Annotated in this window: 21 protein-coding genes; 12 read left to right on the top strand and 9 right to left on the bottom strand. The window is 39.3% G+C overall.

The features are described from left to right. Positions 1-6: 6 nt before the first annotated feature. Together ACTWPF_RS03325 and ACTWPF_RS03330 are read left to right on the top strand one after the other, a co-directional pair. Entirely contained in the window at positions 7-1278 is a 1272-nt protein-coding gene (locus tag ACTWPF_RS03325) for a CDP-glycerol glycerophosphotransferase family protein (RefSeq protein WP_238018053.1), read from the top strand. Between the two features lie 30 nt (positions 1279-1308). Next, on the top strand, positions 1309-2457 hold the full coding sequence (locus tag ACTWPF_RS03330) for a CDP-glycerol glycerophosphotransferase family protein (RefSeq protein ID WP_443148276.1): 1149 nt from the start codon (positions 1309-1311) through the stop codon (positions 2455-2457). 312 nt (positions 2458-2769) lie between these two features. Here ACTWPF_RS03330 and ACTWPF_RS03335 read toward each other — a convergent pair whose 3' ends face one another. From ACTWPF_RS03335 to ACTWPF_RS03360, 6 genes are all read right to left on the bottom strand, one after another. Beyond that, a complete protein-coding gene (locus ACTWPF_RS03335) occupies positions 2770-3489 on the bottom strand; it encodes a glycerophosphodiester phosphodiesterase (RefSeq protein WP_443148277.1) in 720 nt (239 codons plus the stop codon). A gap of 43 nt (positions 3490-3532) precedes the next feature. Then, entirely contained in the window at positions 3533-4948 is a 1416-nt protein-coding gene (locus ACTWPF_RS03340; RefSeq protein WP_443148278.1) for a lipopolysaccharide biosynthesis protein, read from the bottom strand. Between the two features lie 23 nt (positions 4949-4971). Continuing rightward, positions 4972-6129 (bottom strand): hypothetical protein, encoded by a 1158-nt coding sequence (locus ACTWPF_RS03345; protein WP_443148279.1) that lies wholly within the window; start codon positions 6127-6129, stop codon positions 4972-4974. Beyond that, the gene (locus ACTWPF_RS03350) at positions 6092-7225 is read right to left on the bottom strand and encodes a polysaccharide pyruvyl transferase family protein (RefSeq protein ID WP_443148280.1); all 1134 of its coding nucleotides are present in this window, start codon (positions 7223-7225) and stop codon (positions 6092-6094) included. The genes ACTWPF_RS03345 and ACTWPF_RS03350 overlap by 38 nt, the downstream gene beginning before the upstream one ends. Positions 7226-7294: 69 nt before the next feature. Further along, positions 7295-8350 carry a glycosyltransferase gene (locus ACTWPF_RS03355; RefSeq protein ID WP_443148281.1) on the bottom strand — a complete coding sequence of 352 codons (1056 nt, stop codon included), beginning with the start codon at positions 8348-8350 and terminating at the stop codon, positions 7295-7297. Then, the gene (locus ACTWPF_RS03360) at positions 8340-9602 is read right to left on the bottom strand and encodes an O-antigen ligase family protein (protein WP_443148282.1); all 1263 of its coding nucleotides are present in this window, start codon (positions 9600-9602) and stop codon (positions 8340-8342) included. The genes ACTWPF_RS03355 and ACTWPF_RS03360 overlap by 11 nt, the downstream gene beginning before the upstream one ends. Positions 9603-9814: 212 nt before the next feature. Between ACTWPF_RS03360 and ACTWPF_RS03365 the strand changes: the two genes are divergently transcribed. Together ACTWPF_RS03365 and ACTWPF_RS03370 are read left to right on the top strand one after the other, a co-directional pair. Continuing rightward, positions 9815-10924: a glycosyltransferase family 4 protein gene (locus ACTWPF_RS03365; RefSeq protein WP_443148283.1), complete on the top strand. Its 1110-nt coding sequence runs from the start codon at positions 9815-9817 to the stop codon at positions 10922-10924. Between the two features lie 27 nt (positions 10925-10951). Continuing rightward, positions 10952-11995, top strand: a complete 1044-nt coding sequence (locus ACTWPF_RS03370; protein ID WP_379551721.1) for a glycosyltransferase family 4 protein — start codon at positions 10952-10954, stop codon at positions 11993-11995. 124 nt (positions 11996-12119) lie between these two features. Here the strand turns inward: ACTWPF_RS03370 and ACTWPF_RS03375 are convergent, their stop codons facing one another. Next, positions 12120-13172, bottom strand: a complete 1053-nt coding sequence (locus ACTWPF_RS03375; protein ID WP_443148284.1) for an LCP family protein — start codon at positions 13170-13172, stop codon at positions 12120-12122. A 195-nt stretch (positions 13173-13367) separates the two neighbouring features. On the opposite strand from ACTWPF_RS03375, the gene ACTWPF_RS03380 reads away from it, so the two are divergent. From ACTWPF_RS03380 to ACTWPF_RS03410, 7 genes are all read left to right on the top strand, one after another. Then, the gene (locus ACTWPF_RS03380) at positions 13368-14099 is read left to right on the top strand and encodes a WecB/TagA/CpsF family glycosyltransferase (protein ID WP_443148285.1); all 732 of its coding nucleotides are present in this window, start codon (positions 13368-13370) and stop codon (positions 14097-14099) included. Positions 14100-14249: 150 nt separating this feature from the next. Continuing rightward, positions 14250-15635, top strand: coding sequence for a sulfatase family protein (locus ACTWPF_RS03385; RefSeq protein ID WP_443148286.1), 1386 nt, complete (start codon positions 14250-14252; stop codon positions 15633-15635). 17 nt (positions 15636-15652) lie between these two features. Then, the gene (locus ACTWPF_RS03390; protein WP_443148287.1) at positions 15653-16615 is read left to right on the top strand and encodes a formylglycine-generating enzyme family protein; all 963 of its coding nucleotides are present in this window, start codon (positions 15653-15655) and stop codon (positions 16613-16615) included. Between the two features lie 233 nt (positions 16616-16848). Beyond that, a complete protein-coding gene (locus tag ACTWPF_RS03395; RefSeq protein ID WP_238018070.1) occupies positions 16849-17265 on the top strand; it encodes a hypothetical protein in 417 nt (138 codons plus the stop codon). A gap of 95 nt (positions 17266-17360) precedes the next feature. Beyond that, the gene (locus ACTWPF_RS03400; protein ID WP_036578348.1) at positions 17361-17585 is read left to right on the top strand and encodes a DUF1659 domain-containing protein; all 225 of its coding nucleotides are present in this window, start codon (positions 17361-17363) and stop codon (positions 17583-17585) included. Between the two features lie 34 nt (positions 17586-17619). Then, entirely contained in the window at positions 17620-17838 is a 219-nt protein-coding gene (locus ACTWPF_RS03405) for a DUF2922 domain-containing protein (protein ID WP_379551148.1), read from the top strand. A gap of 151 nt (positions 17839-17989) precedes the next feature. Continuing rightward, entirely contained in the window at positions 17990-18127 is a 138-nt protein-coding gene (locus ACTWPF_RS03410; RefSeq protein ID WP_081779491.1) for a YvrJ family protein, read from the top strand. A gap of 189 nt (positions 18128-18316) precedes the next feature. Here the strand turns inward: ACTWPF_RS03410 and ACTWPF_RS03415 are convergent, their stop codons facing one another. Next, positions 18317-19333: a nuclease-related domain-containing protein gene (locus tag ACTWPF_RS03415; RefSeq protein WP_443148288.1), complete on the bottom strand. Its 1017-nt coding sequence runs from the start codon at positions 19331-19333 to the stop codon at positions 18317-18319. Positions 19334-19416: 83 nt separating this feature from the next. Further along, entirely contained in the window at positions 19417-19539 is a 123-nt protein-coding gene (locus ACTWPF_RS03420; RefSeq protein WP_443148289.1) for a hypothetical protein, read from the bottom strand. A 356-nt stretch (positions 19540-19895) separates the two neighbouring features. Between ACTWPF_RS03420 and ACTWPF_RS03425 the strand changes: the two genes are divergently transcribed. Then, positions 19896-21950 carry a BglG family transcription antiterminator gene (locus tag ACTWPF_RS03425; protein ID WP_161463909.1) on the top strand — a complete coding sequence of 685 codons (2055 nt, stop codon included), beginning with the start codon at positions 19896-19898 and terminating at the stop codon, positions 21948-21950.

Below are 21950 nucleotides of genomic sequence, written 5' to 3' on the forward strand. Positions count from 1 at the left end.
TACAATATGAATAAAATCGATATAACACAAATAGTCCTACTTGTACTAATACTTCTGTCAGTTAATCGCCCTTTATTGAAAAAGGGAAGGTTAATTGCTAAAAGAACGGTTGTAGTAACTGTTCACTCTTTATCAAAGTTAATCCCTAAAAAGAATCAACTCGTTGTTTTCGGTGGAGAAAACGGGCAAGGGTTTCGCGGGAACACTAAATACTTATTTTTAAAGATGAATGAGGATAAACAACTTGAATGCGTATGGATTTCTAGAAATAGTGAGGTTGTTTCCTCTTTAACAAAGAAAGGCTTTCAAGCATATAAGCATAACTCATTAAAAGGGATTTATCACCAATTAAAAGCACGGATGATTATTCATTCCCATTCAATTAATGATGATTTTAGCAAAGCTTTTGTTGGGGGAGCAATCTCTTATAATACGTGGCATGGCGTAGGATTGAAAAAGGTATGGGGAGCTAATAAAAATACATTCTCCTACAAAGTCCTGCACGAAAGGAGTAAATTAAAACGATACTTTGGTAAATTTGTTGTGAAAACAAATCTAGCAAAACGAAACTATGTGGTCTCAACAAGCGAAGCTGTTTCGTCTTATTACCCGGAGACCTTTTTAGTTCATGAGGAAAATGTACTTCAACTTGGCCAAGTAAGAAATGACGTCTTTTTCAAAGAAACAGAAGAAGATAAAGACATACCTGAATGGATTCGGAAACAAAAAGTCATTTTGTATATGCCGACACACCGAAGTTTTGGAAAGCTAGAGACTGATATTAATTCAGTTTTTGATTTTGAAAGATTAGATCAGTTCTGTGAAGAAATGGGTTACACCTTTCTAGTGAAAAGGCATATGTACAGTAGCGGCAACGTTCCTACTAGATTTAAAAATATTATAGATATTAGTGAGAAGCCATATGACCCACAATTGTTATTAAAGTACTCGGATGTGTTACTAACGGATTATTCCAGTTGTTATACAGATTACTTACTGTTGGATAGACCCGTTTTGTTCTATAGCTATGATTTGGATCTATATTTAAAGAAATCGAATGATATGTATTTTAATTACTTTGATGTTACCCCGGGTCCTAAAGTTAATACCTTTCCAGAGCTTATCGAAGTGCTTGAAAATTCAATTGCGTACCCAGAACTCTATCGGGATGAAAGAAAAAGGGTATTGGATATCTTTTATTCTCAGGATAACCAACGAGAAGTGCTAGATAAACAGGTAACGTATATTTACGAACATGTTTTAAACCGCTTGTCTTGATCATTAATCTATAGAGAAAGTAGGTATAGTATGAAAAAAATCAGGTTACTACCTACTATAATCGTAAAATATTTTCTAGTCTCTTTGTATGTTGTATTTCTCATAATGTTTAAGCAAAATGAGAATAAAATGACTTTCGCTTCCTACAGGTCAAACAAAATTAAAGATAATCTAGCCTATCTTAGTGAAGAAATCCGAGCTAATTATCCAGAGATAAAGCAAACCTATCTATTTAAAAAACTGGATAGTTCCTTGTATGGAAAGCTTAGCTATACTTTTCATATGGTAAAAGCTTGTTTTCATTTAGCAACGTCACGTTATTTCGTTGTGGATGATTATTATTTCCCCATCTATGTAGTTAAACCTAGGAGGGATCTGGAGATTATCCAACTTTGGCACAGTGCGGGTGCTCTAAAAAAATTTGGTTATAGTACAGTTGGGAAGAGTTTTGGCCCGAGTAGAAGTTATTTAAAACACGTCCCCATTCACGGGAATTATACCAAGGCCTATGTAAGCTCAAAAGAAGTCATTCCTTATTTCTCTGAGGCTTTCAATATGCCTAAAGAGAATATCCTTCCATTAGGCATTCCGCGGACTGATTACTTTTATAATGATAACCGTTTGTTAGAACAGGGTTTTTATAGCGATTTCCCTGATTTAAAAGGTAGAAAGATAATTTTATATGCTCCTACTTTTAGAGGGAAAAGTCATTATCAAGAGGCGTTTGCCATCCCCTTCGATATAGATTTCATGGAGAAAATGCTGCAAGAGGAATATGTGTTGCTTGTTCATCTACATCCGTATATGCAAGCAGGGGTTAATGCAGCTGATACTGATTTTTCTTATTATATTAAAGAGGGGTATACGATACAGGAACTTCTAATGCTGACGGATGTATTGATAACCGATTACTCTACCATATTCTTTGACTTTAGTATTCTAGAAAGGCCCATTATATTTTTCCCATATGATCTGGAAGATTATAAAAAAGAGCGAGACTTCTATTATGAGTATGAGAAACTGATCCCCGGCCCTATGGTAATGGATACAAAATCTCTGGTCGAAGCAATCGTAAAACTACCGGATGATCACGAGATAAAGCAATTTAAAGACCGCTTCTTTGACTACCAAGATGGAAGAGCAACAGAAAGAATTGCTGCCGATATCTTGGGAAAGTAATAACTTAAAAAGATGAAGAATTCTGGGGCAAAAATAGTTAAAGATAATTTAGAACTATGTTTAAGCTCTCATTAATCTAGGTTCGTGTTTATTGGTTGGTTAGTGGACTTAAAACAACGGAGGAAATACACGAAGACTCCTGCGGGAGGAAAGGCATAGGTGAGGCCCCACAGTGCGCTAGCACGAGGAGACTCACCAGCCGCCCGCGGAAAGCGCAGTGTATATCCGGAGTGGTAATTAGAGCTCTTACTAGATCATTATCGTTTGTCCACGGTACCTTAAGTTTTGTCCCATTCTCAGTTTTAAACCTTGTTAGTTTTCTCTCACAAAGATTTCTGGATTATTTGAGAAGACGCCATCCACGCCGTATTCCACAAGCTGTTCGTATCTCTCCATGCCATTAACTGTATATGGATATACTTTGTAGCCAAAAGCCTTACACTCTCTGACGAATTCTTTATCGGTATACACGTTATTTGGGTGAATGCTAGTGATGTTGAGGCCACTTTGCTTTGCGTATTCCCATGGATTTAAGATTCGATAATAAAAAAGCATACCCAATGGTATAGACGGGTCGATTTCTTGGATGTTTTTTAAGGCGACATGATCAAAGGAAGACAATATAACATTAGATAAGCGATCATACTCTCTAAGGTAATCAATTAATTTCTTTTCAATCCCCTCGTAAATAACCGGGATATTTTTAACTTCAATATTTAATAAAAGGTCCTTAGGGCACAATTCCAGTACTTCACTTAAGGTAGGGAGAACCACACCCTTATATTTTTCATCAAATGAAGCCCCAATATCAATCTGCTTTATTTCCTCTAATGTATAATCTTTTATTAAGCCAGCGTGTTTATTAAAACGCGTTAATTTATGGTCATGACAGACAACAAGGTGCCCATCTTTGGTAAGTTGGACATCTAATTCCATTGCCTTCACGCCGTGTTCGATTGCTAGCTGAAAGGCGGGTAGTGTATTTTCTGGTGCTTCTGTTAAAGACCCGCGATGAGCGAAATTTAGTACCACGTATATCATCTCCGTTCTTCATATTACTAACAGGATAACATAACTATTCTGCATTTTGCTTATGGAAGAATGCGATTCCTGTCCTATATAAAAGCCCAATCAACTCTCGATTTACAAAAAGAAAGAACATCCCGGCTATAGCAATGCTTATAAATAATACTTTGTCCTCTAGAATAAAGGGCAGTATTAAGGAGACGAAAAGGAGAGCAAATAAGGGCAGCAATTCTTTCCACTGTATTCGTATAGTAAAGTACTTATGGGAAGCAGTAACTCGGAATAACCACATACATAGAAATGCCAATAAAGTGGAAGCAGCAATGCCATATAGACCAATAAATGGGACGAGCGCAAGGTTTAGCAAAATATTAAGCAGTGCTCCGATCATAGAAGTAAGGAAAAGACTATTGGTTTTTTTTGCGCCATGAAAACCAGCACCCCAAAATTGAGAAAGCGAGCTAAATAAGGCACCGATTAGCATAATTCCAACGTATTTCCAGGACTCACCAAACGTATCGGCAATAACGATTTCCATGGCTGGTTTGGCTACTAAAATAATTAGAATGGCTGTAGTAATCATTAATCTTACATAATGCTTGAAAACAATAGAGTAATAAGCATCTTTTTCTTTTGAATGGAAGGACGTAATCGCACTGTCCTTCCAGGCTAGAAAAAATATGGTGTTCACCATAAGTAGTAAGGCGGGGATTTTATTAGCGACTGCGTAAATGCCGTTAGCATCTAAATGAAGAAATGCTAGAATAACATAACGATCAGACATGGTGAGTATCCACCAGCTTAACGCACCGGGAATGATTGGGATAGAATAGGTTAAAAAGGACTTTAGTAAGCTTTTGGAGTAGCCCTTCCACTCTATATAGCGGTGAAATTTTAGTATCCACCATGCGATGATGGTGACAAATGCAGCAGCTAGAATAGAAGAATAGAAAAAGGACAATAGCCTTAGGTCGAAAACATAAATGAAAATAAGAATAAATCCAACGGAGAGGGCTGTCTGTATAATACCCAGCATCGCAAATAATTTATTAAACCCGAGTCCACGGGCACATTGTTGCAAAAAACTACTAGTTACTGTGAAATTAATTAGTAGCAGAAGCTCCCAATGATAGGGAAAGTCGACAAAAAGCATGAAAACAAGCGCGGCAGCATTAAAAATAAGTAGGTTGCGCAGAATAGTGAGCGTTCCAGTAGTAATAATACGTCCCCGTTCTTGTGGCTGCTTTTCTTCTAATAACCATCTATACACTGCTGCAACTAATTCAAATGTAATGAAAGGGACGATAAGGGAAACAGTCGTCCACAACAAGTCCCACGTGCCGTATTCTGCCGAAGTAAAATAATGCGTATATAGTGGCAACATAAGAAAGATGAGGAGTTTTGACCCAAAGTTGGCAATAGCATAGATGATCGTATCTTTAAATAGCTTTTTTCCATTGGTCATTGTCATCCTTCCATTCTATTCTACTATTTTCCCTGCATGATTAATCGCTTTAAGCTATGTTTTGCTTTATAATATGGCATTAATAAATAGGACGAAGCCGATATTGGGAACGCGTGCTTTCGCATCTCATTATAAATTTCCTCAGCATAAGCATCCCTTTTAACATCTGCAAGGACTTTGGCAATATACTTGGTTTTTTCTTGACGGTATACATTCAGGTCAAACACATGATGATATAAATCGAGTTTACCTTGGACCTCCAAAGTTAGCATGGAACGGAGGCATTTTTCACAACGTGAACAGTTTGCAGAGCTTCCCCCGGCACATACATTTAAGTAACGGTGTGTTGGCTCATACTCAGCTATGTGACGTGTCTTTTCCACTCTAGAGTAATTAGCACCTGATGAAAAAAAGCTTAAAGACTCTGTCGATAGCATTGTTAGACTAAGCAGGTCATAGGATCCAGCGACCTTTGTTTTTAATTGGAAGTCTTTGAACTGCCTGCCTGACGAATAATAGTAGTAGCGAAATAACTTTTGCATGGTCAGCACAGCCGCTACATTCCTTAAAGTATGTGTTTGCACGTAATTCATTTTCAGTATTTCACTGAGGTTCGAATCAATTTCAATAATATCAATATGTTGCTCTTCGGCAAACGGGCGAATCAATTGAATGCGTTTTTGAAAAAGGTCGCGTGCTTCCTGTCCACCAAAGTCACCGTGGGACCCGACATTATGGAAGGTGAAATGAGTTAACCTAAAAGATCGAGGGCAGGCTCTATGTAGGTGCTCGTAAATGGTATGGAAGGAATCAACACCACCTGAGAAACCCGTACCGACCGCATTTGCAGATTCGACTGGGTTGGGCATTAGAACTTCTGCTTTAATCGATATCCTATTTAAATGCGGTAGTGCAATACAAAGTGCCCCCATGAGATACGTTGTTATGGTGTAGTACAGTTTTTCTGACACTGGTGCCTTAAGAAGTATATCTTCCCCACGCTCCATGGCCAGAGGTAACAGCCCTACTAGAAAGGAATCAGCTCGCTCTTGCAGTAAGTATTGCTCATAGGCTACTGGAACGCTAAACCAAAGGGAATCTTGCTTGTTCTCTATTTCAAATTTTGCCTGCAACAATGCAGTGTTATTTATCTGAACTACTTCGGGTTTGTAAATGATCATCTTGATTCCTCTTCCTGCCTAAAAACACGTCTAGCTCTTTAAAATGATTTTCTGAATCGACTTTTTCTTTACTAATTGGAGGTGCTGCCATTTCCATGCTTTGCTGGACATCGAGTGGATGAAGCTTATGTAACTGTGCAAAGTCTGTATAGTGTCCAGTAAATCCGATGTCTTCCATTACGTGAAACATTTTAGAGCTATAGAGAATGGGATAAACAGGTTTCTGATATATCCATCCAATAATCATGGCATGAAATCGTGTAGCGATAATGCCTGCAGAATCGGCCAACTGTTGCAATATCTCTTCTGGATTGTTCTTATAATAGCTCGTCTTCACTTTCTTTCGAGCAGTTTCTGGTATCCTGCTCACAATCTCCTTGATTGCAATGGGGTCTTCTTCATACGCACAAAAAGATAGCAACAATACCTCATATCCTTGTTCTATAAAAAAGAGCGCTATGTCTTTTATTTTTGCGTAATAGATCGTATCCATGTCAGCCAGATGCTTACGTACAGAGGGCTTGATCACGGAAATTGAAATGACTTTTTTGTGATTTAATGCCTTCTTCACTGGTAGTTGAAAGACGATATCTGCGGCTAAACGAACAGGTTTTAAATCCTGAAACAACTTATAGCTATGCTCTTCCCGAAAGCATATGTCCTGATCATCCTGAAAAATTCTTTTGTGTTCTGTATAAAAGTCAGGATCATCATACGGACCAAAATTTGCGCCTAATAGGAAAAAAGGTCTTTTCTTCCTACGCATTGCTTTTGTTATCTGTAATTCCTTCCTCCATTGCTCTCCTTGTATAAATAACGATCCACCAATTTGAACGGACGCTTCACAGTCTTTGTCCAGCCATCTGTACAATAAGAAATAGAGGTTGAACTTTCGAACGAGAAGGTTGGCAATCCGGTACATAAGGGAATCACTTGGAGCAATGACCAGGTTTGGCAAATTCTGAAATGTAGTTCGGTAATGCCTTGGAGCGTACAGCACAAACGTGGTATCAGGATAACGTTCACATATGATTTTTATAAATAAGTCATCCCCTAAATTTCCGTGTGTATATGCATAGATTCTTATTTTTTTCATCCCACATCGCACCTCTAATAGTATCCTTTCACAATAGTGAACAGTTTAGACCTTATACAGTCATTTATTTTACTTTGCTACCGTGCGAAATAGGGTGTAAAAAGGGGAGGGCAGATAACTGGTTAGCTCTTTAATAAAGAATAGATAATACAACCCATTTAATGACTGTTTCTTAACAAGATAGAGAAAAATTTTCACCTGCAATGCTTGATGATCCTGGATGATGCCATGATCAACACTCTCTTTCATAATGACTCGAAGTTGCTTTTTTCTTTCCTGTTTACTTAAAGGACTGTTGCGGTGAAATAGATTACTACAAGCATTAATGGAAGTCGCAGTCATGATCTTACTAAGCTCTATTCTGTTTTCATCTGTGTATTTGTTTTGTTCCTTTAAAAAATCCCGAACGCTTTCTTGAAGGAATTGTTGTTTGGAATAGAATTCGTCAATGTACCCTCTAGACAGCGACGTATTTCCGTGTGACACGTAAGTATATAAAGGATCGGCGAGTATGTAGACAGACGAGCAGACTTGTAGATAATCCAGATTAAACAGTAAATCTTCTCCCATGCTAATGGTTTCGTCAAAACGGATTGTATGCTCGCGTATGATCGAAAGAACGTATAGTTTATTACATGGCGAGGGGAGCAGAATCTCCCGATATAATGCTCCGAAATGTTGCAGAAAAGCGGATTTAGAGAATTTCCCTTCCATTTCAGGCACATGCGGAATAGTTACCGGCTTTTTCCCCCTTAACAGAGTATGGTAGCCACAAAGGACAAGATCAGTATCCAATAATGCGCACTCAACCAGCTTTTCTGTCATCGTCGGATGAACGTAATCATCTGCATCTACAAACTGAATAAAATGCCCGCTAGCCTTACTTATACCTGTATTCCGTGCAGAGGAAGGCCCTTTGTTTTGTTGGTGAATGACGGAAATCAGGGAGTGTTTTGCTGCAAGCTCGTTACATATTTCTCCACTAGTGTCTGTCGAACCATCGTTGACAAGAATAACATCAATTTGCTTATAAGATTGCTGTAAGATGCTCTGCACACAGTAACGCAGCTCCTTCTCAGCATTATATACAGGGACAATAATACTTACCACATTGTTACGAGACATTTTTTTCAGCTCCTAGCAGTATTAGGACAAGGGTTAAATAGGACATAACAGAGGGTGCTAGTAGAACATGCCCTGCCAAAAAAGAAATACCCAAACACAGGAAGATTGTGACTGCTAATAAAAAAGATGGTACGCGAAGCGGGAATAAACGTTTTATCATCATGAAGCCCAACCACGCAAAAGGGAAGAGGATGATGATGCTGCCTACCACCCCATAGCCGAAAAGCAGATCAAATAGATCCATTTCGACCAACTTAGCAGCTCCTTCCTCATAATCTCCTGCATACCCTAGACCAAATGTCTGTCGTATTGGGCTCGCAATTTTAAAATCCTGATAGGTTTCTCGAAGGTAAATATCACGTGAGCTTAGTATTCGATTTAGCAATCCAGCCCTATTTCCTGATTGCTCCAATTGCAGGGAAAGCTGTTCTGGATAGTTTGGTCCAGTTATCTGCTCAGTATTTTCACGTATTGGAGTGAGCGGAATAAGTACAATAAGTAAAAAAGATAGAAACAATAGCAGAAGATGCCTTCTATCCTGCCAAAATCTAATATTTTCTTTCATAATACAAATGAAGGCACTAACGATTAAGACAACTCCCCCTAAAAAGGCTGTCTTCGTACCAATAGTCGGTACCATGGCTAGCAGCAAAATGAAGGCAACCCAGGTTATAGCTTTCGGCTTGTACTTTGTAATCTTGGTTAACAGGATACCTAGCAAACATAGAATAATGACACTTAATTCATTTGCCGAAAAAAACCAGCCTGCGTACCCCTCGCCAGTAAAATTGTAGCTCTCCCGGCTCGTATTCGTGATAATAGCTAACCAATAAGCGATGCCAATAATAAGGCTGATAAGTTCAGAAACGCGATATAAGTTTTGTTTAGATATGTAAAGTCCCACTAACACGATTGCTGTTGTTGCCATTGTCAGGAAATAAAAAGTCTTCATTGCAAAATTAATCTCCTGAAACAAATTCATCTGTGGCTTATATAGGTAGTTAATCAAGAGACTGATTAGGATTACAGCAAAAGGCAGGAGAAATAAAAGAAGTTGGCTTTTTCCCCTTTTCATATGCCAAATGCTCAGCAAGATGAACAGTCCAGCCATAAGTAAAGTTCGTACAAATGCACCAACGGAAATAGGTAATTCATGTGTGAAGGCTGTCAACAAATCTAATAAAGGTTGGATCAGAAAAAGTATAAACAGCACTTGGTTTATCGAATCTTTTTTTATTGGGAAATATTTCATCTTTATGTCCTCGGCTATAATCTTTTTAAACAATCTTTTTAAGGTAAACGTAATCAAGCTCATACCAAATGTGCAAAGTTAAACACGCTTGCATGCTTTATGCCCTCCATACAGTAATGGTCAACTTTCACGTTTCTATTCAGCGCCATTATAATTCTTCCACCAGTTGGTTATATTGATGTATTAATAACTCAACAGAGGTGGCTATTAACATGAAGGTGTTACATTTAAACGCTGGGAATGAAACTGGCGGAGGTATGCATCATATTCTTGGACTCATGAAGGAATTAAATCGAGATCAGTTTATACTTGGAGTATTAGAACGTGGCGAGTTATTGGAAAGAGCGGAGAAAGAAGGTATAAATACCGTTTATTTTACTTGTAATACAAGGCTTAGTCTGCCATTAATACGTAAGATAAGAGCATATATCATAGAGCAAGAAATAACGTTTATCCATACACACGGACCGCGAGCCAATGTTTATGCCAACATGTTAAAAAGGTTAGTGCCATTTCAGTGGATTACGACAATACATAGTCACCCACTTCACGATTTTATGGGGCGTGGAATGTATGGTAGATTACTCTCGCGCGTACATATAAATGCAGTGAGACGTGCAGATAAACTAATTGCAATATCAGATAATTTCAAAACGAGCTTATCTGAGATTGGAATTACTCCAGGAAAAATTGTTACGACGTTAAATGGGATTGATTTTAGTGAATGTGATCGAAATACATATTCGAAAAAAGAATTTGGTATACCAGAGAAGGATTTTCTTTTATTGATGGTTGCAAGGCTTGAGCCGGTAAAAGGACATGAATTGGCGTTGAAGGCATTCGCAAAGCTTCTATTAAATAACAATGATTGTCACCTAATGCTCGCAGGGAACGGGGGACTAAGAGCGAAGTTGGAAAAACAGGCGAATGATTTGGGCATTGCATCGCATATACACTTTGTCGGACATCGGGACGATATTGATTGTTTCTATGAAATGGCAGATGTCACCATGCTTACCTCTTTTAGTGAGAGCTTTCCCTTGGTATTACTGGAGTCTGCTAAGGCCAGAACACCTGTTATCGCAACAGATGTTGGGGCAATTGGGGAGCTTATTATGGACAAGTCATATGGTTGGCGGATTAAGCCGAATAACGTCAGAGAACTTCACGCAGCAATGCTTGATGCATTATTTATGTATCGAAAGGGAATGTTACCTTTAATAGGTTCGAAGCTACAATCTCACGCAGCACAAAAATTTACATTGGAGAAGTTAGCAGAAAACATATATAATGTATATCTAAGCATGAAAAAAATAGACTGACTAGAAGAGGTGGGCTAAGTGGTAAAAATAGTGCTATTAGCCTTTATTAGTACGCTGCTATCGTTAATCATAACACCAATTGTTATTAAATACGCGAAAAAATTGAATGCAACCGATAAACCAAACCACCGTAAAGTACATACGGATCCTGTCCCAACATTGGGTGGATTAGCCATTTATATGAGCTTTCTAATAGGGTTGGTTATTCTCCAACCAGTAAGTGAATACCACCTTTCTATTGTTGTGGGAGCCTCACTAATGGTTGGACTAGGATTTTTGGATGATATCTTTGATCTTTCTGCAAAGTTGAAATTTATTGTTCAAATTGCCGCAGCTTGTATCGTGGTCTTTTGGGGAGGGCTTCAGGTTGAATTTATTAATCTCCCATTTGGTGGGCAGATTGAGTTCGGTATTTTAAGTACAATCATTACGATCTTTTGGATCGTGGGAATTACAAACGCAATTAATTTTATCGACGGGCTAGACGGACTTGCAGCAGGTGTATCATCCATTGCGCTTTTTACTATCACGGTAATGGCAGTCATGATGGGGCATCTCTATGTAGCGACCGTGGCTTTAGTTCTGTTCTTTAGTGTTCTTGGCTTTTTAAGGTACAATTTTTTCCCGGCGAAGATATTTATGGGGGATACTGGAGCTTTATTTCTCGGATTTATGATTTCTGTCTTGGCATTATTAGGGTTTAAAAATGTCACGATTGTTTCTTTTATTATCCCGATATTTATATTAGGGGTTCCGATTTCGGACACCTTAATTGCCATGGTACGAAGGTATATTAATAAACAACCGATGTCGAGTCCGGACAGTTCTCATTTACATCACAGTCTCGTGAAATTCGGGATGACACACAAACAGACCGTATTGTTCATTTATGCGCTGAGCGCAATGTTCAGCTTGGCAGCCATTTTGTTTTCCATGACGACAGTATGGGGTTCAATTCTAATCTTTACCGTCGCTCTGGTAACCCTTCAGGCGTTAATAGAAAATCTGGAACTAATAAATAGTGACTACAAGCCATTAACAAATTTATTTAAAGGATTTCGGCAAAAATAAACAGAGGAGCTGACAGCCTTGTTGCTGTCAGCTCCTTTTTCACATGGTTAAATGTCTTTAGGCCAGAAAGCAACGACGAAATAAGGAAACTCCCATTCGCTTGATGAGCGAATGGGAGTTTTCTTTAATATGGACTCGAATTTTCCTCCGAAGTCGTCGTACCGTCTGTGCTGTTGACTCTACTGCTACTTGGGGTTATGCCCAAATGGCTCTGTAATGTTTGTTTTGTCTCTTGCAAAGCAACTTGATCTAACTGCCAATAATAAACGTTTCCTGGTTGGTAATCATTTCCTTCAAGGCTTAACGTTTCAAAATTCAAGTTTTTGCCTGCTGTTCCATAAGATATAAAGCTCTTCATTTCACTGAAGGTCATATTCGTCGTCATGTTACTTCCCACAGCATCGATCACATCATCGTATTTCAACACGGAGTTAAGAGAAGCTGCCTTTCTTACTACCGATTTAATAATTTCTTGTTGTCTTTTTCCACGTTCAATATCATTATCTTGCTTTCTTGTTCTAGCAAGCGCAAGTGCTTCTTCCCCGTTCAGTTGCTGTTCGCCTGGAAGTAGGTGAATCGCTCCTGCCTGGTCTTTAGAATTTTGCTCTTTTAGTTCATAAGGGACATCTACATTTATACCATCTACCGCATCTACCACATCGATGAAGGCTTCGAAGTTGACCTTCACATAGTAGTCTATCGGGATTTCTAATAGATTTTCCACTGTATCAATCGTAGCGGTCGTTCCTCCACGAGCATGAGCGTGGTTTATTTTGTCTTCCCGGCCGATTTCCGGAATATAGACATAAGAGTCACGCGGAATACTAAGCAACTTCACACTATCATTCTTTTTGTTTAGTGTAGCAACCATTAATGTATCGGTACGAGAGTTGTCTGCATTTTGGCGAATGTTACTAGCATCCACACCCATAATTAACACGGAAACGTTATCTTTTGTAGGGTCTACTGCTGCTTCCCTTAATTCCGATTTTTCTCTTCCATCATCTTCATATGAATTCGAAAATACACTGTCTGCTTTTATATACAAGTAAGATGCATAGGATACTCCTGCAAGAATAACAAGGAGAGGGATGAGGATAAAGAAAGCACGCTTTTTGAGCCTTCTCCTCTTCGTCCTTCTTACCACACGTGTTTGGTTTATTTTATTATGTGACATACTTTTATTCACCCTTATTTTAAAATAGAAAAACGTAACATTTAATGTTATCATAATTTTATTAAGAATTTTAGTTAATTACAAAACTAAGCTTAATTTTACTATGAATACTTGGTTTAGTAAACAACATTTGTATTACAATTTTGTAAGTTATATGTATTAGACGTTAAATAGGGATGAAAGGTTGCACATAAAATGGTAGATTCGAAGGATTTCGTGAAAATAATGGATATTCCTTTTCTGAATAAGAGGAAAAAGGATGCTTTGCATCATTACATATTCCCACGTCTCAACAAACAACAAAAATGTTTTATCGTGACAGGAAATCCGGAAATTGTAATGAAAACAAGGGAAGATCCTACATATAAGCAAATCGTGCTTTCTGCTGACTATGTAATTCCAGATGGCGCGGGGATTTTACTGGCAGCAAAGCATATAAAAGAGCCGATTCCAGAAAGGGTATCTGGTTTAGATGTTATGATGGACCTTCTTTCTTTTGCAGAAGTGCAAGGCTTACGTTGTTTTTTTCTTGGAGCAAAGGACTATGTTAATGAAAAAGCTGTACTAGAAGCGGAGCGGAAATATCCTAACCTCAACATTGCAGGGCATCATCACGGTTATTTTGAATTAGATGACACAGCTATTGTGAAAAAAGTTAAAGACAGCAACCCAGATATAATTTTTGTTGCTTTAGGGCTTCCACGACAAGAAGAGTGGATTTCCAAGCATATTGATGAATTTTCTAAAGGGTTGTTTATGGGTGTCGGTGGAAGTTTTGATGTGTTAGCAGGAAATGTAAAGCGCGCACCTGATTGGATCATTAAGTTAAATTTAGAGTGGCTCTATCGTCTAATAAAGCAGCCATATCGATTTAAACGAATAATCAAAGTGTTTGAGTTTATAATTCGCTTTTATCTAAAAAAATGAGTGGATTTGCTTGAGAGCCTGCTGGAGGATTTGAGCAGGCTTTTTCTGTTAATTTACTTAAAGAGAATAAGGAATTGTGCTAACATGGTGATAGGAAAGCGTATTGTTTTATTATTTAATGTAATCGTTTACAATAAAAGGAGGATATACATGTCACAGCAACCGAATATTTTATTTATTATGAGTGATGACCATGCGGCACAAGCAATTAGTGCGTACAACAAGACTTTAGTTGAGACGCCAAACATTGATCGTATCGCGAGTGAGGGCAAGCGTTTCGATAACGTATATTGTACGAACTCGCTATGTGCGCCAAGCAGGGCAACAATTTTGACAGGTAATTATAGCCATGAAAATGGGGTGCGCGGCTTGTCAGAGCCGTTTGATGGAAGACAGCAAACGTTTCCGAAGCTCCTACAGGAAAATGGATATGAAACAGCCATTATTGGCAAATGGCACTTAGGGCAAGGCGGGTATAGTGATCCAACGGGGTTTGATTACTGGAATGTGTTTCCGGATCAGGGAGACTATTACGACCCTGTTATGAACGAGATGGGGAAAGATATAAAGAGAGAGGGATATGCCACAGATATTGTGACCGATCTCTCATTAGACTGGCTTAGTAAACAAAAAAATGAAAAGCCTTTCATGATGATGGTGCATCATAAAGCGCCACATCGACCTTGGAATCCACCTGAGAAATATAAAGATTTATTTGCTGATAAGGAGTTTCCAGTACCAGAGACGTATCATGATGATTATGCTAACCGAGCAAATGCAGCAAAGATAGCGGACATGCGCATTGAAGACTTGAATGAAGAGGATGTAAAAGGAACACCACCAGAGGGGCTAACTCCTGCAGAGATAAAGGACTGGAAGTATCAGCGTTATATTAAAGATTATTTACGCTGCGTCGTCTCGATCGATGATAATGTTGGCCGGCTGCTCGATTACCTTGATGAAGCAGGTCTATCAGAAAATACGATTGTTGTGTACACCTCTGATCAAGGATTCTTTTTGGGAGAACATGGCTGGTATGATAAGCGGTTTATGTTTGAGGAATCTTTGCAAATGCCGTTTGTAATGCGCTATCCGCAAGAGATTAAGCCAGGTAAGGTATCGACGGACATGATTATTAACAACGACTTTGCGCCCACCTTTTTGGACTACTGTGGGGTGGAGGCCAAAGAGAGGATGCAGGGGGAAAGTTTCCGAGCAATTGCCAAAGGTGAAAAACCAGAAGACTGGCGTGATGCAGTGTATTACCGTTACTGGGAACATTTAACGATTCATAATGTAACCGCCCATTATGGGGTACGAACAGATCGGTACAAGCTTATCTATTATTATGGTGACCCACTTGATGTCATTGGAGCAGTTCCAAAACAAATGGAGCCGGAATGGGAGCTGTTTGATCTTGAGAAAGATCCGCTTGAATTAAAAAATGAGTATGATAATCCGGCATACGCGGAGACGGTAATCGAATTGAAGGACAAGCTTAGGAGATTAAGAGAACAATATAATGAAACGGTCTAGTAGGATAGGTGAAATAAATGAAGAATACAGAAGTTCGCGGATGCTGTGCAGCATCTAGAGGGGAAAGTATAAAAAAGTCGGATTCTGTCCTTACGCCTTTCAGGACAACAGGCAGGACTGTTCCCCTGGATGACATGATCCTCATTAAGGGTGGTAAGTTTTTGATGGGAACACAGGAAAAGGCAGGGTTTCCAGAGGATGGGGAGGGGCCAATTCGTAATATAAAGGTGAATTCTTTTTATATCGATCCCCAAACGGTAACGAACGCATCGTTTGCTAGATTTGTAGAAGAAACGGGTTATCGAACAGAGGCGGAGCAATATGGGTGGTCATTCGTTTTTTATAAACTGGTTAGTGAGACCACGGCAGAAAAAGTGAAACAAAAAGTTGCGCAGACACCGTGGTGGCTTGTTGTAGAAGGAGCAACATGGGATCAGCCAGAGGGGCCGGGATCGGGAATAGCAGATCGTATGGACCATCCTGTCATCCATGTCTCCTGGAACGACGCCATGGCATACTGTGAGTGGGCTGGGAAAAGACTTCCTACAGAAGCGGAGTGGGAGTACGCCGCCAGAGGTGGTCTCGTGCAGAAAACATACCCATGGGGAGACGAGCTTACTCCAGAAGGAAAGCATCAATGTAATATCTGGCAAGGAGATTTTCCTAAAGAAAATACAGAAGAAGATGGGTATGTAGGAACAGCCCCAGCAGCCTCTTTTCCACCAAATGGCTATGGATTATACAACATGGCAGGGAATGTATGGGAATGGTGTTCCGATTGGTTTGCGACCAATATCCATAAGCGTGGTGGAAAGGATAACCCATCAGGCGCAGAGGCGGGGACTAACAAAGTCATGCGCGGAGGCTCTTATCTATGTCATGATAGCTATTGCAATCGCTACCGGGTTGCCGCCAGAACTGCGAACAGCCCTGATAGCTCGACAGGGAATGTTGGTTTTCGTTGTGTGATGGATGTGTAAGACAATGCAGATTATCCCTATGAGTCAAGCATAATAAACAAAGAGCCAAGAGCTCCTTGGCTCTTGCCTATATTTGAAGCATATGATTCAATATACCTACAATTTTCTACCCCATATTGCAGAATATGAGGGAAAATTCAGTAATATATGCTCTTATCAAACAAAGTTACCTCCCTTATAATAAGGGGAATAGAACCAATCACAATAGAAACTTAGTTTGATGGGGTGTAATCATGAGTTCTCTTTTAGTAATTAATAGACAAATCTCCGCGATAGAGGAAACACTTTATCGTCTAGAATTGCAATTAAAAGCAAAGCGAAATGATATAGAATACTTAGCTTTAGGCCTCACTCATTTATATGATTATATGGAAGAATATACCCAAAATAAATCCTATCAATCCACTTCAAAACAACAAAGTTCCATATGTAAGGAAAAGCAGGCAGAGATCTTTAAATTCCTTCAATTGGAGGAACTTCCCGCCACCCATTCTCCTATTTATAATGACAAATTAGTAAAAACCATCCGTGAGTTAAAAGAAAGAATCCGTGAAGAGAAGCAAAATCTTGTCAGATTAAAAAAGCACATCGTTACACATGAAAATGAGTTACATTATCTAAAATTCGAACGGAAAAGAAAATTATCCTAGACCAAAACACCTTCTATTATGGAGGTGTTTTTTTATTGTTTGTACCCCATTTTCGCCTTTACCTTCGATTATAGAGGTGAAGGGAGGTGACAAACATGGCAGTAGCAGAATTAATGAATTCCTCATTACGACTTGTTTTTGAAAATGGCATTGACGAAGATTCAGGCAATCCATCATTCAAGACAAAAAGCTTTACCAATGTGAAAGGATCAGCCACCGCTGATCAACTGTATGCCATTGCGACAGCTGTAGCAGCTTTACAGGAGCTCCCACTTTACAACATTGAACGAAATGACAGCTCCGATATCATCGAGGAGTAATGGGAGCAGACATTAATAGAAAGGAGGGGAAGGAATGAAAAAGCTAGAGCTTAAATTCACTAACTTTGATGGGAAAACAGTCACGTACTCACTGGATCAACCTGTTGAACCAATTGACACAGAAGCTGTCAATGCAGCAATGGATGAGATTATCGCCCAAAATGCATTCACATCTAGTGGTGGCGACATCGTTGCTAAGAAAAGCGCCCGCGTAGTCGATCGATCAGTAGAAGAAATCGATCTTGGACTATAACATTTGATTGGATTGGGAGCAGACCAGTGGCCATGCCTCGGGTCTGCTCTTTTAAAATTAGCGAGTGAGCGTGACTCTCTCTATCTGCTTGGTGGCCAGGTGGATGGATTGGGTGGGAGAGCGCGTATACGAGAGGATTGGAGGTATTCAAATGGAAACATGGATTCCCTTGCTGACAGATGTCGGTTTTCCCATTGCCGTCACCTTTTATTTGTTGCACCGTATTGAAGGAAAACTAAATCTGCTCATCGAATCAATTCATGGATTACCAGGAAAACTGAGAGAATGAAGCAAGCCGGAACTTCTTTTAGGGGAGTTCCGGTTTTTTGGTGGGGTTGTATCGGCTGAGGGCGAGAGGATATCGTCCGAGAGTGAGAAGATATCGGCTGAGAAGGAGAGGGTATCGGCCGATAGCGAGAGAATATCAGCTAAGAGCGAGAGCTTATCACCCTACAGCAGTCATCACGGAGTTTTCACTTTATATAAATACGCTATTACTTGTGAATGGGATGGCTTTATCTTGAGGGTACGTATGTATGGGAGGCGCATGATATTTTCTTGCGCTGTTCTTACCAGTTTGCTCTAATTTTAAATGTTTTAAAAGAAGATAAGCTGTTTTGGAAGAGGAAATCCCCAATAACTTTCTACAATCCTTATTGGTAATGGTGGATTCAAATAATAGAAAATAGTCTAAGATGACCTGTTTATGTGCAGAAGGTGAAATATGGTTACAGTTAGGGCACAGCCATTTATACTTTTTCCTCTGCATTTTAGAGTCTATACAGTTCGGACAAGGAACACCGGTAATTAAAAAGTCAGGCGATATTTGGTATTTTTCAAGAAGTTTTGGGGTGTGAGGAGTGTGATGGGAATGTAGTAATTTGTATAACTTGTTTTGTTCAAATTGGTTTATCTTTTCTTCATTATATTCTTCAAAGATTCTATCAAGGTGAAAATGAAGACTTTCGGAGTGAATAAGTTGGTTATAAATTTGCGGGTCTTCCTGAATATTGTGGATGGAAGTGGCTGGGTTACTCGATATGACGAGCGTGTCAATTGGAAGGCTGATTGAGAAGTTTTGTAGCCAAAATGCTAGGTTTCTTTTTTGCGTATTTGCCTGTTGGATGGGGTCTTTATAGACGGTTTTTTTACCATCCAAATGTTGAGTGAATTGCTTCTGATGTGAGTCATACCTTAGTTCACCTCTAAAATTCTTGATTTCTAAAATTAATAGATTGTAAGGGGTGATCAGGAGTGTATCAATTTGAAAATAGTGATTGTAGTTGTGTAAACGAAGATCCTTAATAATATATATATTTTCATCGCGGAAATTCGAAAGCGTGTAGTCTACTCGTTTCTCTCCTAAATATCCTGCGTAATACTTTCCATAATCTTGGAGAAATATTTCATTATCTTTATACTCCTTCTTTAGCCTCCTAAATAAGGCCTCGTAGGCTAGAAGTTGAAAAGACTTTAAGCGTTGTTTACCAATCATGTTAATCCCACCTTTCTGTACTAATAATACATTCTCTATTTAACGCAAAATTCCTTCCAGTTTTAGCATGTTTTTGTGACGTATTAACCAGCAGGCTTGTGATCATCGTCAGTTAAGTGGCCAGCATCGTAATAGGAAGTAATGAACATCGCCATAGAAGTGGAGAATATCGCCATAGAAGTAGTGAACATCGGCCAAGAATTCATCGACATCGCCATAGAAATAGTGAACATCGGCAGAGAAGTGAAGAGTATCGCCTAAGAGTAGTTGAACATCGGCCGAGAAGACGCAAGTATCGCCCTAGAGATAGTAAACATCGCCCGATACGCAGAACCGCCCCACCGTATCCCCCAAAACTCCCAATTCCCCAACCGAATTCACTCGATCTGACTCATTCCGACGAAATTCGACAATCCCCCCAACCCAACGCTACTATGTATCCTAGCGGTATTTTTCTTTTTAAATCACAATAATGTACAAATGTGTTCCACTTATTTGCGATGAAAGCGCGTTCACTAGTTAAAATACGGTGCTACAATTAATTTTGAAAGAGGGGTTAATCATGAAACTTGATAACCGCAGCAACAAACTTCTTGAGGAACTGATAAGTAATCCAAGTGTTACAAGTAAGGATATTGAACAAAAGTATGGCCTGACAAGAAGGCAGCTGGGATACAGTATCACGAAAATTAATGAGTGGCTAACGGATGAAAAGCTCCCGGAAATTCAGAGAACGAGAAAAGGTTTTTTCATTATTGATCAATCTGTTTTCACGACATTTTCTAAGGGAGAAACATCAAAACAAGAAGATACCAGCATTCTATCGGAAGAGCAACGAATGCATATGATCCTCATGATGTTGCTTAGTAAGGAAGATCTTTCTCTTGTTCACTTCACTAGCGAGCTAAAGGTGAGCAAAAATACAATCTTGAGTGATTTAAAGCAAGCGCAGCAATTTATATCAAACTACGGATTAACAGTCCGTTATACCAGAAGAGATGGATATGTTTTGGATGGCGAGGAATTCCAGATCCGTAAATTGCTCTTGCACGTTTTGGAAAAAATCCTCCGACTGAAAAACGGAGCAGAACTTCTTTCCCGTCTTGTAGATATTAAGGCAGCGGAAGTAAAGGAAATTACCCAGCGAATAGAGTCCGTTGAAAAGAAACTGAATTTGAAGTTTACGGATGATCGTATGGCAACCATGCCGTATAGTCTGATTCTCGTAACGCGTCGGATTAAAAAAGGGAATTTGATTCGAGCCTTCTATATCAAATATGAAGAGTTATCGGATACCAAGCAATACCATGCAACAGAAGAAATCCTTTATGACGTTGCAGACATTCCGATGGAAGAACGACTATTTATAACGCTTTATCTACTTACAACAAATGTGTATTGGTCTGAATTTCTAACAGAGGAAGCAATTCCTAATTTAATGGAAGCGCTAGATGATATGCTTCGCCTGTTTGAGAGAAGGGCCGTTATCTCTATTCGGGATCGTGAGCAATTACTGAACAAATTGTTATTACATGTGAAGCCAGCATATTACCGGATTAAATACCAGCTTTCAGAGCTTAGTGATATGCAGCATACAGTTAGCCAGGAATTTATGGAACTACATCATCTTGTAAAAAAATCAACGGAACCACTCGCTGAGCTAATTGGAATGCCTATCCCGGAAAGTGAGACGACGTATCTTACCATGTTAATTGGTGGATGGCTGTCAAAGCAGGGGGACAGCATTCAGGAGAAAACGAAAGCGATTGTTGTCTGTCCAAAAGGGATCTCTGTTTCCAGACTGATGTATAGTCAGCTGAAGGAGTTGTTTCCAGAGTTCATTTTCCTGGATACCTTGTCTGTACGGGAGTTTCAACAATATCCATTTGCTTATGATTTAGTGTTCTCTCCCATTGCACTCGAGACTGATAAGAAATTATTTATTACAAGTTCTTTTATGGAAACAGAAGAAAAAGCCCGCTTACGCAAACAGGTGATGTTAGAAGTTCATGGCTATATCGCATCTGACCTTGATGTCGAGGAGATTCTAGCAATTGTCCAAAATCACGCAGAGATCTCCAATGAAGTGCAGCTCTCTAAAGACCTTTACCGCTACTTGCACCGTGATGAAGCGGATGCAATAAGGAAACAAAGGGACAAAGAGCCCGCCATGACACTAGCTGATTTTATAACACCAGAAACCATTACACTGCGTGATTCTGCATCATCCTGGGAGGCAGCATTAAAAGTTGGGTCCGCTCCACTGATTCGAAAAGGGGCAATTGATTCCGCATATGTAGAAGCAATGGTGGGAGAAGAAGAAAAAGACCCATATATCGTCATTGGGCCAAACCTTGCGATTCCACACGCAACACCAGAAGACGGGGTAAATGATGTTTCTATGAGCCTACTTCGATTAAAAAAAGGGGTAGCTTTTACAGAAGATTATTCGATTCAATTGATTTTCATCATTGCAGCGGTGGATAAGAAAAAACATTTGAAAGCGCTAATGCAATTGATGAGACTGGCTGGAAACGAAGCAGATCAAAAAGCGCTGATAGAAGCAGCGGATAAAGAAACGGTTGTCAAGATAATACAAAAATACGCAACCAACTAA

The sequence above is a fragment of the Oceanobacillus sp. M65 genome, assembly GCF_052246275.1.
Taxonomy (GTDB): Bacteria; Bacillota; Bacilli; order Bacillales; family Amphibacillaceae; genus Oceanobacillus_B; species Oceanobacillus_B jordanicus.

Excerpts from the sequence above, each read along its gene's own strand:
- ACTWPF_RS03420 (WP_443148289.1), bottom strand. The coding sequence starts at position 19,539 with ATGAATTCTTGGCCGATGTTCACTACTTCTATGGCGATATTCTCCACT.
- ACTWPF_RS03405 (WP_379551148.1), top strand. The coding sequence starts at position 17,620 with ATGAAAAAGCTAGAGCTTAAATTCACTAACTTTGATGGGAAAACAGTC.
- ACTWPF_RS03395 (WP_238018070.1), top strand. The coding sequence starts at position 16,849 with ATGAGTTCTCTTTTAGTAATTAATAGACAAATCTCCGCGATAGAGGAA.
- ACTWPF_RS03340 (WP_443148278.1), bottom strand. The coding sequence starts at position 4,948 with ATGACCAATGGAAAAAAGCTATTTAAAGATACGATCATCTATGCTATT.
- ACTWPF_RS03400 (WP_036578348.1), top strand. The coding sequence starts at position 17,361 with ATGGCAGTAGCAGAATTAATGAATTCCTCATTACGACTTGTTTTTGAA.
- ACTWPF_RS03375 (WP_443148284.1), bottom strand. The coding sequence starts at position 13,172 with ATGTCACATAATAAAATAAACCAAACACGTGTGGTAAGAAGGACGAAG.
- ACTWPF_RS03390 (WP_443148287.1), top strand. The coding sequence starts at position 15,653 with ATGAAGAATACAGAAGTTCGCGGATGCTGTGCAGCATCTAGAGGGGAA.
- ACTWPF_RS03360 (WP_443148282.1), bottom strand. The coding sequence starts at position 9,602 with ATGAAATATTTCCCAATAAAAAAAGATTCGATAAACCAAGTGCTGTTT.
- ACTWPF_RS03385 (WP_443148286.1), top strand. The coding sequence starts at position 14,250 with ATGTCACAGCAACCGAATATTTTATTTATTATGAGTGATGACCATGCG.
- ACTWPF_RS03350 (WP_443148280.1), bottom strand. The coding sequence starts at position 7,225 with ATGAAAAAAATAAGAATCTATGCATATACACACGGAAATTTAGGGGAT.
- ACTWPF_RS03325 (WP_238018053.1), top strand. The coding sequence starts at position 7 with ATGAATAAAATCGATATAACACAAATAGTCCTACTTGTACTAATACTT.
- ACTWPF_RS03380 (WP_443148285.1), top strand. The coding sequence starts at position 13,368 with ATGGTAGATTCGAAGGATTTCGTGAAAATAATGGATATTCCTTTTCTG.
- ACTWPF_RS03345 (WP_443148279.1), bottom strand. The coding sequence starts at position 6,129 with ATGATCATTTACAAACCCGAAGTAGTTCAGATAAATAACACTGCATTG.
- ACTWPF_RS03410 (WP_081779491.1), top strand. The coding sequence starts at position 17,990 with ATGGAAACATGGATTCCCTTGCTGACAGATGTCGGTTTTCCCATTGCC.
- ACTWPF_RS03415 (WP_443148288.1), bottom strand. The coding sequence starts at position 19,333 with ATGATTGGTAAACAACGCTTAAAGTCTTTTCAACTTCTAGCCTACGAG.
- ACTWPF_RS03425 (WP_161463909.1), top strand. The coding sequence starts at position 19,896 with ATGAAACTTGATAACCGCAGCAACAAACTTCTTGAGGAACTGATAAGT.
- ACTWPF_RS03355 (WP_443148281.1), bottom strand. The coding sequence starts at position 8,350 with ATGTCTCGTAACAATGTGGTAAGTATTATTGTCCCTGTATATAATGCT.
- ACTWPF_RS03330 (WP_443148276.1), top strand. The coding sequence starts at position 1,309 with ATGAAAAAAATCAGGTTACTACCTACTATAATCGTAAAATATTTTCTA.
- ACTWPF_RS03365 (WP_443148283.1), top strand. The coding sequence starts at position 9,815 with ATGAAGGTGTTACATTTAAACGCTGGGAATGAAACTGGCGGAGGTATG.